The sequence below is a fragment of the Pedobacter quisquiliarum genome (genome assembly GCF_014642175.1).
Taxonomy (GTDB): domain Bacteria; phylum Bacteroidota; class Bacteroidia; order Sphingobacteriales; family Sphingobacteriaceae; genus Pedobacter; species Pedobacter quisquiliarum.
Genome location: NZ_BMIL01000007.1, coordinates 158,656 through 172,133, shown reverse-complemented (window position 1 = coordinate 172,133; position 13,478 = coordinate 158,656). Strand labels below are relative to the sequence as shown.

At 45.1% G+C, this 13,478-nt stretch carries 9 protein-coding genes; 4 read left to right on the top strand and 5 right to left on the bottom strand.

Annotated features, from left to right (window positions below; translation table 11 throughout):
• The first annotated feature begins 94 nt into the window (after nt 1-94).
• Both IEW69_RS11705 and IEW69_RS11700 read left to right on the top strand, forming a co-directional pair.
• Entirely contained in the window at nt 95-1,960 is a 1,866-nt protein-coding gene (locus IEW69_RS11705) for a CocE/NonD family hydrolase (protein ID WP_188627040.1), read from the top strand.
• Between the two features lie 136 nt (nt 1,961-2,096).
• Nucleotides 2,097-3,776 carry a M1 family metallopeptidase gene (locus tag IEW69_RS11700; protein ID WP_229663605.1) on the top strand — a complete coding sequence of 560 codons (1,680 nt, stop codon included), beginning with the start codon at nt 2,097-2,099 and terminating at the stop codon, nt 3,774-3,776.
• Between the two features lie 71 nt (nt 3,777-3,847).
• On the opposite strand, the gene odhB is transcribed toward IEW69_RS11700, so the two are convergent.
• From odhB to IEW69_RS11680, 4 genes are all read right to left on the bottom strand, one after another.
• A complete protein-coding gene (gene odhB, locus IEW69_RS11695) occupies nt 3,848-5,077 on the bottom strand; it encodes a 2-oxoglutarate dehydrogenase complex dihydrolipoyllysine-residue succinyltransferase (protein ID WP_188627039.1) in 1,230 nt (409 codons plus the stop codon).
• 17 nt (nt 5,078-5,094) lie between these two features.
• Complete coding sequence (locus IEW69_RS11690) at nt 5,095-7,890, bottom strand: 2-oxoglutarate dehydrogenase E1 component (protein ID WP_188627038.1); 2,796 nt, start codon at nt 7,888-7,890, stop codon at nt 5,095-5,097.
• Nucleotides 7,891-7,953: 63 nt separating this feature from the next.
• Complete coding sequence (locus IEW69_RS11685; RefSeq protein WP_229663604.1) at nt 7,954-8,832, bottom strand: MerR family transcriptional regulator; 879 nt, start codon at nt 8,830-8,832, stop codon at nt 7,954-7,956.
• Nucleotides 8,833-8,948: 116 nt separating this feature from the next.
• Nucleotides 8,949-10,205: a DASH family cryptochrome gene (locus IEW69_RS11680; RefSeq protein ID WP_188627037.1), complete on the bottom strand. Its 1,257-nt coding sequence runs from the start codon at nt 10,203-10,205 to the stop codon at nt 8,949-8,951.
• A gap of 166 nt (nt 10,206-10,371) precedes the next feature.
• On the opposite strand from IEW69_RS11680, the gene IEW69_RS11675 reads away from it, so the two are divergent.
• Nucleotides 10,372-11,274, top strand: a complete 903-nt coding sequence (locus IEW69_RS11675) for a TIGR01777 family oxidoreductase (protein ID WP_188627036.1) — start codon at nt 10,372-10,374, stop codon at nt 11,272-11,274.
• Nucleotides 11,271-12,581 carry a cryptochrome/photolyase family protein gene (locus IEW69_RS11670; protein ID WP_188627035.1) on the top strand — a complete coding sequence of 437 codons (1,311 nt, stop codon included), beginning with the start codon at nt 11,271-11,273 and terminating at the stop codon, nt 12,579-12,581. Before IEW69_RS11675 ends, IEW69_RS11670 begins: the two co-directional genes overlap by 4 nt.
• On the opposite strand, the gene IEW69_RS11665 is transcribed toward IEW69_RS11670, so the two are convergent.
• A complete protein-coding gene (locus IEW69_RS11665) occupies nt 12,578-13,477 on the bottom strand; it encodes an FKBP-type peptidyl-prolyl cis-trans isomerase (RefSeq protein WP_188627034.1) in 900 nt (299 codons plus the stop codon). The genes IEW69_RS11670 and IEW69_RS11665 overlap by 4 nt on opposite strands.
• Between the last annotated feature and the right edge of the window lies 1 nt (nt 13,478).

The window sequence follows — 13,478 nt, the reverse complement described above, 5'->3', positions numbered from 1 at the left end:
GATCACAAAAGTATGACAATGGGCTAATAAGCACCTTTTTTTGTAAGTTTAACCTAAGAATATTGGCAAAACCATATCCCGAAAACCAACAAACATGAAAATAACCAGACTACTACTGACTTTACTGATCCTTTGTATCGGATCGGTGCTGTTTGCACAGACAGATTCTGCCTTTGTGCGGGAGCATTACACGAAGATCGAACGGATGGTCCCGATGCGGGACGGCGTGAAGCTTTTCACATCGATCTACATTCCAAAAGCAAAAGGCAAGTACCCCTTTATGATTAACCGAACCCCTTATACGGTGCGTCCGTATGGTGAAAACGATTATAAAACCAGCCTAGGTCCTTCTTCCCTCTTCCTTAAAGAGCGGTTCATATTCGTGTATCAGGATGTACGTGGTAAATGGATGAGTGAAGGCGAGTTTGTGGATGTTAGACCGCATTTGGCAAACAAAAAAGGAAAGACCCAGATTGATGAGAGTTCTGATACTTACGACACCATAGATTGGTTGATTAAAAATATTGATGGAAACAATGGCAAGGCCGGTATTTACGGGATCTCCTATCCAGGATTTTACTCTACAGCGTCTTTACCAGGCGCGCATCCGGGATTAAAAGCGGTTTCACCTCAGGCACCGGTTACGGACTGGTTTATGGGTGATGACTTCCACCATAATGGTGCATTCTTCTTAACAGATGCTTTTAACTTTTATTCAAGCTTCGGGGTGCCAAGGCCGAAGCCGATTACGCCGGACAAAGGTCCACAGCCATTTAAATTCCCAATTGAGGACAACTACCGTTTTTACCTAAGCATAGGTGCGCTGAAAAACGTTAAAGAGAAATATTTTGGCGACAGCATCAAGTTCTGGAATGATTTGATGGCGAATGGCACTTACAATGATTTTTGGAAAGCACGTAACATTCGTACCCATTTGAAGAACATTAAACCGGCAGTTTTAGTCGTAGGTGGCTTCTTCGATGCAGAGGATACCTTTGGCGCTTTAGCAACCTATCAGGCCATTGAGCAACAAGATGCAAAAGCGAATAACAGGCTGGTTATGGGACCATGGTTCCATGGTGGTTGGGCAAGAGGAACCGGTGAGCGTTTTAACGACATCGACTTCGGGCAGCCGACCAGCACCTGGTACCAGAACAATGTAGAGTTCCCTTTCTTTATGCATTACCTGAAGGCTGCACCTGCGGCGGACATTCCGGAGGCGACGATCTTCCTGACCGGTAGCAATGAATGGAAGAAGTTTGCAAGCTGGCCGCCGAAAGATGTGGAGAACAAGACCTTATACTTCCATGCCAATGGCAAACTGAGCTTTGAGGCACCTGCTGCGCAGGACAGCTTTGACGAGTATGTTAGTGACCCGAACAAGCCGGTGCCTTACCAGGACGGTGTGCAACCAAGAAGAACCCGTGAATACATGATCGATGATCAGCGTTTTGCGGCAAGACGACCGGATGTGCAGGTTTACCAGTCTGATGTGCTTACGGAAGACATTACCTTAACAGGTCCCTTAATGGCAAAACTGAAGGTTTCGACTACCGGAACAGATGCCGACTATGTTGTTAAATTGATTGATGTTTATCCTGAGGATGCAGCAGCACCACAGCCGAACAGCAATAATGTTCTGATGGGCGGTTACCAGATGCTGGTGCGCGGAGAAGTTATGCGTGGTAAATTCCGCAACAGCTTTGAAAAGGCGGAAGCCTTTGTGCCGGGGCAAATCACAGATGTAAATTACACGCTGCCAGATGTTGGTCATACCTTCAAGAAAGGTCACAGGATCATGATTCAGGTGCAGAACTCCTGGTTCCCATTGGTGGATCGAAATCCACAGAAGTTCGTGGACATCTACAATGCGCAGGATTCTGATTTCCAGAAGGCAACGCACCGCATTTACCATGATGCAAAGAACCCATCATCGTTAGTTGTCACTGTTTTAAAGTAGTTTTAACTGTTTTGATGTTGTTTTAACTATTTTCGAAGTGGCTGTAACTGTTTTAATTAGTTTAACGGCAGGTATGCGCCTAAAGCGCAAATTGGAAACTGCATAAAGAATTAGTACCGATAGAAATTAATACCGAATGAGAATGAATGTTATGTTCAAGAGAACTTTAAGCGCATTGGCGCTCGCCTGTTTGATTCAGGCTTCCACTTGCGCGCAAACGCTGCATAAGGGCGAAGAAAACACCCGCGCAGATACGCTTAGAGGCATGCTTACCCCCCTAAGAACCTGCTACGACATCAACTACTACCACCTGGATGTGAAGATTGATATTGATGAGCGATCCGTATCCGGCAGTAACAAGTTTGTATTTACCGCCGCTGAGAACTTCAGCAAGCTCCAGTTTGACCTGTTTGCCAACCTGAAGGTGGAACGCGTGGTTTATAAGAACAAGGAGCTTCCCTTTACCCGGGAATTCAATGCAGTGTTTGTGACTTTCCCCGCGCCGATTAAGAAGGGCAGCAAGGGTGAGTTTACCGTTTACTATTCCGGAAAACCACAGGTGGCCAACAGACCACCATGGGACGGTGGCTTCATTTTTAGAAAAGATTCCGCCGGTGACCCTTTTGTTTCCGTGGCTTGTCAAGGTCTTGGTGCCAGCAGCTGGTGGCCAAATAAGGACCATCAAAGTGATGAGGTGGATAGCATGATGATCAGCATTTCCGCACCGCGTGACTTGCAGGAAATCTCCAATGGCCGCCTGAGAAGTCGCGTGGAGAAGCCTGATGGCTATATGCAGCACAATTGGTTTGTTGCAAACCCCATCAACAACTACGACGTGAGTTTTTACATCGGGAAATATTCGCATTGGACAGATACTTATCAGGGTGAAGAAGGTCCTTTAACGATCGACTACTGGGCGCTTAAACAGGATAGCGTTAAGGCGCGTGCGCACTGGGATGCGGATGTGAAACCCATGCTGAAGAGCTTTGAACATTGGTTCGGACCGTACCCATGGTACAAAGACGGCTACAAGCTGGTGCAGGCACCCCACCTGGGTATGGAACACCAAAGTGCAGTTGCTTACGGTAATCAGTTCAAGAAAGGATACCTGGGGCGCGACCTTTCTGGCACCGGCTGGGGCATGAAGTTCGACTTTATCATTGTGCATGAAAGTGGTCACGAGTGGTTCGGAAACAACATTACCGCGAAGGATATTGCGGATATGTGGATCCATGAAAGCTTCACCAACTACTCGGAAACGCTCTTCACGGAAAGCTTGTACGGCAAAGCCGCGGGTGACCAGTACGTTCAGGGCATCAGACAGGGTATTGCTAATGACATTCCAATCATCGGACAATACAACGTGAATAAGGAAGGTTCTGGAGATATGTATCCTAAAGGCGCCAATATGATCCACATCATCCGGCAACTGATTAACGATGACGCAAAGTTCAGGAACATTCTGCGTGGGTTGAACAAAACGTTCTACCACAAAACGGTAAACACGGCAGAAATAGAAGATTACATTGCGAAGCAGAGTGGTTTAAATCTGTCTAAGATCTTCGATCAGTATTTGCGACACAAGGATATTCCGACATTCGAGTACAAGATCAGCGGCAACAAGCTTGCTTATCAATGGAAAGCAGATGTTAAAGATTTCAACATGCCTTTGAAAGTTACGTTGAAGGGTGATGGTTCTTATACCTTAATACAACCGACAACGGTTTGGAAGGAAATTTCGATAGACAGCACGGTAGATAAGGATTCGTTTAAAACGGACCCGAATTTCTATGTCAACATCAAGCAGATGAACTAGAGAAAAACGGCTTTAAACAAAAGCGGCGCACCTGATTGGGTGCGCCGCTTTTGTTTATGGATGATAAAGATCTAGATGCCTAACAATAGACGTGCAGGATCTTCTAACAGTTGTTTTACGCGAACAAGGAATCCCACAGACTCACGTCCGTCAATGATTCTATGATCGTAAGATAAAGCGATGTACATCATCGGACGGATGACAACTTCGCCTTTCTCCGCAATTGGACGCTCGATGATGTTGTGCATACCAAGGATTGCAGATTGTGGTGCGTTGATGATTGGTGTAGACATCATGGAACCGAAAACACCACCGTTAGTGATGGTAAAGGTACCGCCAGTCATTTCCTCGATAGACAATTTGTTATCACGTGCTTTCAACGCAAGTTCAAGTACAGATTTCTCGATCTGTGCAAGGCTCATGCTTTCTGCATTTCTGATTACCGGAACTACCAATCCTTTAGGAGCGGAAACTGCGATAGAAACGTCTACGAAGTCGTTATAAACGATCTCTTCACCGTCGATACGTGCGTTTACTGCTGTAAACTCTTTTAAAGCTTCACAAACTGCTTTGGTGAAGAAGCTCATGAAACCAAGACCTACACCATGTTTCTCTTTGAACTGCTCTTTATACTTTCCTCTAAGGTCCATGATCGGTTTCATGTTCACTTCGTTGAAAGTTGTTAGCATTGCTGTTTCGTTTTTAACGGTCACAAGGCGTTTAGCAACAGTCTTACGCAAAGGCGTCATTTTCTGTCTTCTTTCGCTTCTTGATCCCGGTGCAGCAGCAACAGCGGGTTGTGCTTTATCAGCAGGTTTCGCCGCAGGCTTTTCAGCTGCTTTTTCTGCTTTCATTGCATCTTCCTTGGTGATTCTGCCATCAACACCGCTACCTTTAACAGCAGCTGCATCAACGCCTTTTTCAGCAAGGATTTTACCTGCACTTGGTGAAGGGGTACCGGTTGCATAACTTGAACCATTACCAGTGGCAGTTGGTTCAGCGGTTTTTTGTGTTTCAGCTGGTTGCGCCTCAGCAGCAGCAGGAGCCGCTTTAGGGGCAGCTGCACCACCTTCTTCAATTGTACATACAACAGCACCAATTGCCAGTGTATCGCCTTCGTTTGCTACGGTTTTTAAAGTTCCAGCCTGCTCTGCAGTAAGTTCAAAGGTTGCTTTATCTGATTCCAGCTCAGCAATAACTTCGTCCATTTCAACTACATCACCATCGTTTTTCAACCATTGTGATAAAACTACTTCAGTGATCGATTCACCTACTGGTGGAACTTTTATTTCTAAACTCATAATTGATGTATTATATCTTAATCTACATTAAAAACTTTACTCTCTGATTTATCTGCAATGTCGCGCACGTTCTGCGTTACAGGAACCTCCAGTGCTTTCGCAATGATGTATGCCTGTTGATCAGCATGCTGTTTTGCAAATCCAGTAGCGGTACTGCTGCTTTCTTTTCTTGAAATCACTTCGATGTCTTTGAAGAAAGTCTTTCTGGTTTTGCGCGACAAGAATGGCCAAGGACCCATATTCTCAGGTTCTTCCTGAACCCAGATAGCCTCTGTAGCATTTTCATACGTCTTGTAAACAGCTTCCATCTGTGCCAATGGCAATGGATATAACTGCTCTACACGCACGATGGCTACATGGTTAAGCTGGTCGTTCTGTTGTTTCTCTAACAATTCGTAATAGATTTTACCAGAGCAGAACAACACGCGGTTTACCTGTGCAGCGTCTACGTTTACATCATTGATAACTTCCTGGAATTTATTTTCTGTGAAATCTGCCAATGGCGATACACATTTAGGATGACGCAATAAGCTTTTCGGCGTAAATACCACCAATGGCTTCCTGAAGTCGCGTTTGAATTGTCTTCTAAGCGCGTGGAAGAAGTTTGCTGGTGTGGTACAGTTGATCACTTGCATGTTGTAATCCGCACAAAGCTCCATGAAACGCTCTATCCTTGCAGATGAGTGCTCCGGACCCTGGCCTTCATAACCATGAGGCAATAACATAACCATGCCGTTTTCACGTTGCCATTTGGTTTCTGCACTTGCAAGATACTGGTCAATAATGATTTGAGCACCGTTGTTGAAATCTCCAAACTGTGCTTCCCAGATGGTTAATGCATTAGGGTTAGCCATTGCATAACCGTATTCAAAGCCAAGTACACCGTACTCAGATAAGTGTGAGTTATAAATATCAAATGTCGCCTGACCTTCGCCAAGGTTCGCCAATGGTACATATTCCTGTTCAGAATCTTCAAGGGTTAGTACCGCATGACGGTGAGAGAATGTTCCTCTTTCCACATCCTGACCACTTACACGTACACGTTTGCCTTCCATCAATAAGCTGCCGTAAGCAAGTTGTTCGGCCATTGCCCAATCAAAGATGTGGGTATTGGTTGCCATATTGCTTCTCTCGGCAAATAGCTTTTCAATTTTCTTGAAGAACTTCTTGTCTGATGGTAATGAGCTGATGCGCTTCGCAATGTCTAAAAGCGTTTCTTCTTTAACTGCAGTATTTGGAGAAGTTTCAAAGTCGTTCGGGTTGGCAATACGCATTTCTGACCATGCACCGCCAAACTTTACATCCTGGTATGTAGACACCAATGCTTTGGCTTCATCTAAACGTTGTTGAAGTACCGCACGGAATTCTTTCTCGATTTCTTTCTCCTGAGATGGCTTTAAGTTGCCTTCTTTGATCAATTGCTGAATATAGATGTCTCTTGGATTCGCATGTTTCTCGATAATTTTGTACAGCATAGGCTGCGTGAATTTCGGTTCATCCGATTCGTTGTGACCGAATCTTCTGTAGCAAAGGATATCAATGAAAACATCATTCTTATAGCGTTGACGATATTCCATTGCAAGGTTGATAGCATATACCAAAGCCTCCGGATCATCACCATTAACATGGAAAACCGGTGATAAGGTTACTTTGGCGATATCTGTACAGTATGTACTGGTACGCGCATCTTTATAGTTTGTGGTGAAACCAATCTGGTTGTTGATCACCAGGTGAATTGTTCCCCCGGTTTTGTATCCTTCAAGGCCAGCCATCTGGATAACTTCATAAACGATACCCTGTCCTGCGATAGAAGCATCTCCATGAATTAAGATTGGTGCAATTCTGGAATTGTCACCATCATATTTGAAGTCAATTTTCGACCGTGTGATCCCTTCAACCACTGGATTCACGGTTTCCAGGTGAGATGGGTTCGGGCACAAGCTCAGGTGTACACTCTTGCCGCTGTTGGTGGTTACATCCGTAGAGTAACCTAGGTGATACTTCACATCACCGCCAAATGGCGACTCTGCGCTGTAACCTTTGCCTTCAAATTCAGCAAAAATGTCTTTATATGTTTTCTGCATGATATTGGCAAGCACGTTCAGACGGCCACGGTGGGCCATACCAATCACGAACTCTTCAATACCAAGGTTGGAACCTTTTTCAATTACGGAGTCAAGTGCAGGAATTAATGCCTCTGCACCTTCAAGCGAGAAACGCTTTTGCCCCAGGAACTTTGTGCCTAAGAAATTCTCGAAACTAACCGCTTGGTTTAGCTTGGTCAGGATACGCATCTTCTCCTCTACAGAGAAGCTCGGTGTATTGCGTACACTTTCCATTTTCTTTTCAATCCAGGAAAGTACTTCAGGGGTACGAACGAACTTATATTCCGCACCGATGGATCCGCAATAGGTTTGTTCCAGAAAGGCAATGATATCAGACAGCTTTGCTGCGCCAATTCCGATTTGAACACCGGAATTAAATACGGTATCAAGATCCGCATCACTTAAACCAAAATTCTCTAACGCTAAGGTTGGCAAGTGCTTACGACGCTCTCTAACCGGGTTTGTTTTGGTAAATAAATGGCCCCTTTGGCGGTATCCATTTATCAGGTTCAAGACATTAACCTCTTTTAAAAATTGCTCAGGTGCGACTTCATTTCCTGAAGTTCCTGATGCTTCTCTTCCAAAATCAAATCCTTCAAAAAACTTCTGCCAGCCAAATTCTACTGACTGTGGATCTTGTTTGTAAAGTTGGTACTGCGAGTCAATATATTCGGCGTTTTCACCGCTGAGATAAGACAAATTATCCATGTGTTTCAATTGCTATAAGTCATGCAAAATTAGGATTTTACCATTAAGAACGGGTAAAATACTTCATATTTCTTCCAGAAACGCCACTAAATCACATACATTCTTAAGTGGCTTTAATTGATCATTAACAACAATATCAAATTCAGAGATCAAACTTCCAGCTACGATCAAAGGAACGTCTAGATTTTCAATTACTTTTCCTAATATTTTATTGATGTCTTTGCCAAGATTTAGAGAGGTAAGTACGGTTAAAGCATAATCTGGTTTATAGCTTTCTATAACTTTTTTAAGGTCGCTGTAAGGGATCTGCTGCCCGAGATAAAGGGTTTCGTGACCGCAGCTCTTCAACAGGTACCTTGCAAAGAGCAGGCCGGTTTCGTGAAGCTCTGCTCCAGGAAGGAAAAGCAGGAAACGGCGTTGGTCGTTTGACTTTGGTTTATGGACCTTGTCGATTTCAACAATCAACCGATCGCGGATGAGGTTTGCGGCAAAGTGCTCATGTGAGGGATCAATTGCACCGATCTGCCATAACATGCCAACCTTCTTCATAAAAGGAAAAAGGACCTGGTCCATCGTCTTCGTTAAGCCCAACTCGGCGATGCAACTCGCCAGGATCTTTGAAAAGGAGGCTTCATCATATTTAATGGTTGCATTGGAAAGGTTGATGAGCTGCACAGACTCGTTGCTCCAGTCGGTTTTCAATTGCAGGACGAGGTCTGCAATCTTCTTTTTATTCATCTGTGCAATCTTGCTGATCTTGTACCCATTTTCATTAAGCGCAACGATGTTCAGCAACATTTTCAGATCTTCCTCATCATAGTACCGGATGTTGGTTGCTGTGCGCTTGGGAGGAACCAGATTATACCTGATTTCCCAGGCACGTATGGTATGGGCCTTAATACCAATTAGTCCTTCTATATCGCTTATTGAATATTTCCTCACGTGCAAACAACAACTGAAAATCAGGTTTGTTTATGCGCATAAACATTCAGCGAGCTTTTAATCAGCCGATTAAGGATACCGGACTGTGAATCACTACGGTGAAGTAAACCGTCAGATTAGGCTACCGCGGGAATATTCAAGATTTTAAGATACTTGTCTACATCGAAGCCATTTTTGCTTTTCATGCCTGAAACGCTATCAGCGATGAATTTCCAATTGCCCCAGTTACTGGATGCGGTATAGTCTACAAGCTGTGCTTCAAAATACGCAGCACCTTTCATCCAGTCGGTCTTGATCACGTGCACCAGAAATGTTGCCGCGAGCACCCGGCCATAGCTCGGGAGATAACCGGTATCAGCAAGAAGCTTCATGTAAGCATCTACCTGCACGTTTCCGGTTTCACCACGCTTCCACTGCTCGAAGCTGGAATCCGGTGTTGTATCTTCTTTTGACACGGTATTTTCAAGGTAAGATGCGCCATGCTTCTTGAACATAAAGCGGAAGTAATCGCGTTTGAACAGCCCTAACAAAAGATTGGTGAAGTTTGGATTATTGCCATAGCGTTCTTCGGCCGCTTTGATGGTCCAATAAACCATTCTTGGCGATAAGCATCCGAGGGAAAGCCAAGGCGACAACTCTGAGATATATCCAGAAGGATCTGAGTTGCGGGTTGAAACTTTGATGTAAATGCTGGAGTCGGGTCTTAGGAGATCAGCCAGGTGCTGAAGTCCCTCCTGCTCGCCACCGCGTAATCTTACGGCACCATCCTCAATAACCGGGCATTGCCCTGCGTAAAGATCCGCCAGGCTTGGCAGCTGTCCCCATTCCACATCTGGCACGAAGGATATCGCTTCCGGAGCATCAAAGCAGCTCTTCACGATGGCATCGCGCTCTGTCTTTTTACGAAATTGCGTAAACACATCCGGAATATCCTTGATTGGAAAAGGTAAATCTTCCTTATTGTACAGCGTGTGCCCTATAAAGTGCTTTAGGTTAACTTCTATCTTCCACAATCTGTCTTCCACATTGGCAGACACCCTGGTCTCCGCAGGTGCAACCTCACGGTGATGGTAAACTTCAGAGATAGAATATTGTTCCACCAGATCGGCGATATGATCTTCTGGCAAGCCATGGATGATCAGCAGATCGCCGCCAAGCTTCTGAAACGACTGGCGCAATTGCGCTACACTTTCCAGGAGAAAGTTCGTGCGCAGCACACTGGATTGATGGAAACTTAACTGATCGAAGTGTCTTGGGTCGAAGAAGTAAACCGGCAGAATAGATTCCGACTTAGCAATAGCTTCAACCAGCATCTCATTATCGTGCAATCGAAGATCATTTCTAAACCAAACTATAATGCGTTTTGACTTCATCAAGGGGAAGGGAATTGTGTGTTATACAAAAATATACGATATTTTAGCTTAGCAGAAATGGATAGGCGAATAATTACACAATCGAAACAAATCAGCTGAATTTGCGAGCATTATCCACTAAAATGCCTCAAATAAAACCAATTAAGGTCAAAATAGTTATGACATTATGGAAAAGCAGGTATTAATTACGGGTGCAACAGGTATGATTGGCCAATCGCTGGTACCTGCGCTAATCAGCAAAGGTTATAAGGTTTCCATCTTAAGCAGGCGTGCCCGGCCCCTGCCAGGCACCCGGGTGTTCCTTTGGAATGTTGAAGATCAAACCATAGATACGGCCTGTTTTGAGGGCGTGTCTGCCATCATTCACCTTGCCGGTGAGAATATTGCGGGCGCGCGATGGAGCGAGAAGCGTAAACAGCAAATCGTAGAAAGTCGCGTAAACTCCACCAAGCTATTGCTTAAAGGTCTTTCCAGCAGCAAACACGACGTCAAAACCATCATTTCCGCATCTGCAACGGGCTATTATGGCAATCGGGGCGACGAGCTACTGACCGAAGAAAGCACTGTTGGTAATAATTTTCTTGCAACCTGCTGTGCACAGTGGGAGGCTGCAGTTGATGAATTTGCCATCGAGCACTTACGCATCGTTAAGCTCCGCACTGGTTTTATTCTGGACAAGCAAAAAGGCGGACTGCCACTGATGGCTTTACCTGTTAAATTATTCCTGGGCGCAGCCTTGGGCACAGGTAAACAATGGGTGCCCTGGATCCACCTGGATGATATGGTGAACATGTACATCCATGCACTTGAACAACCCATTGATGGGATTTTTAATGCAACTGCACCAACCCCGGTTATCAACAAAACATTCACGCAGACGCTGGCAGAAGCTATGGGCCGGCCCGTATGGCCAATTAACGTCCCGGCACCTTTAATACAAACCATCATGGGTGAGATGAGCATTGTGGCGCTGACCAGCACAAATACCTCTGCGCAAAAAGTGCTCGATACTGGATTCAAGTTTAAATATAACCTGCTACAGGACGCAGTTGCAGACCTATACGCATGAGAAAAGAAATTAGCATTTGCTGGCTCCGCCGCGACATCAGACTAGAAGATAATGCGGCATTGCATGCCGCGCTAAAATCAGGATACCCGGTGTTGCCCCTGTTCATATTTGACAAAGCCATCCTTGATCCACTACCCAAAGCTGACAGACGCGTAGTCTTTATCCATCGGCGCATACAAGATGTGAAGCAACAACTGGAGAATCTAGGCAGCTCAATGCTGGTTAAGTATGGTCTTCCGCAAGACAGCTTCCAGGAAGTACTTAGCGAATGTGATGTTAAAGGGGTGTACTGCAACCATGACTATGAACCTTATGCAAAAGAAAGGGACACTAAAATCAGTGCGCTACTGCACGCGCAAGGAATTCCATTTTTAACCTATAAGGATCAGGTGATCTTCGAGAAAGCAGAGGTTATAAAAGCAGACGGCACCCCGTACACGGTGTTTACACCATACGCCAAGCAATGGAAAATTAAGCTGAACGACTTCTATGTTAAGGCCTATCCCACGGAAAAGTACTTCGGGATGTTCTTTAAAACCGACGCCTTTGCAATGCCCAGCTTGCAGGAAATGGGCTTCGAAAACATGGACATAACATTTCCGGGTGTTGACTTTTCCGGTAAATTGGCAAGCTATGAGCTCCGGAGAGACTATCCTGCAGATGATGCTACCAGTTACATGGGCCTACACCTGCGATTCGGGACGATAAGCATCCGCGAAGCGGCACGAACGGCGCTGACCAATCTCGCGGAAAAATGGCTGTCTGAGCTCATCTGGCGCGACTTCTACATGATGATATTGTATCACTTCCCGCAGGTGCGCAACCATGCTTTTAAGCCGGCTTACGACAGGATCCAATGGCGCAATAACGAACAAGAATTTGAGGCCTGGTGCCAGGGCAGAACAGGATACCCCATTGTGGATGCTGGCATGCAGCAGCTGAACCAGACCGGGTTCATGCACAATCGTGTGCGCATGGTGGTCGCGAGCTTTCTAACGAAACACCTGCTGATCGACTGGCGCTGGGGAGAGGCTTACTTCGCCGAAAAGTTGCTGGACTATGAACTGGCAAGTAATGTTGGTGGCTGGCAATGGGCCTGCGGAAGTGGAAACGACGCTGCACCTTTCTTTCGGGTGTTTAATCCGGAATTGCAAGCAAAGAAGTTTGATCCTAAGAACGTCTACATCTACAAATGGGCGCCGCAGTATAAACAAGAAAAGCATGACCCACCTATTGTAGATCATGCTTTTGCCAGAGACAGAATGCTCCGGGTTTACAAGGCTGCGCTAAACGACAGCCCCATTTAGTTTTTTACTTTCCAGATTTCAACATCAAAGTCAAGAATGGAGTTCATCTTAATCACGGTGCTGTTACCGCTACCAGCAGAACCATAAGCTAGTCCTGAAGGGACAATCATCCTCATCTTGCCACCTTCTTTGATATTTGGTAAAACGCGTTGCCATCCTGGAATAGTTCCCCTAAAAGCCAGGGTTGCAGAAGTATCCTTACTGGTCTGAAATTCTGCACCATCCAGTACACGGCCGGTGTAAAATGGGTACAATGTAGATGCGGCATTAATCTCCTGACCGTTACCTGCTTTTTCAATTACATAATATACGCCCGAGCCATCACGTGTAGCATTCAGATTATTCCGCTGCACGAATGCTTTGATTAAATTCTCATCACGTACTGCCTGAGATGTTTCCGGAAGCGTTTTTACCTCAATTAATAACGACTCATTTGACGGAACATTCAACTTAGTCTCTCCATTCTTACCGAAGGCAAGGTATGAAGGCACCAACACGTTGGCTGTGCCACCAGGTTTCAAAGCCATGATGGATGTTCTGATGCCGGGAATTGATTTGCTTAGAATGATTTTATCAGAAAAACCGACCACTGTTGCAATGTTGGCTGCATCCATGGTTGTGTTATAATAGCTTTTGCCGTCTAGAGACTTAATTTCAAAGTTGTATAAAACGGAGTCCAGGCGGTCGTAGGTTTTTTCGCCCACACCAGGATTTACGATTTCGTAGTAAAAACCAGAAGGGTCTTTTGTAACCTGCAGATTTTTACTGGTAATGTATTGCGTAAGCTTAGCGTCGTCGATGCTTTCGATTGGTTCATATTCTTTCTCACATGAACTCAGTATGGTAATCGCGCCAACTATGGCAACAGCGTATAGAGATAACTTTTTTAACATCATT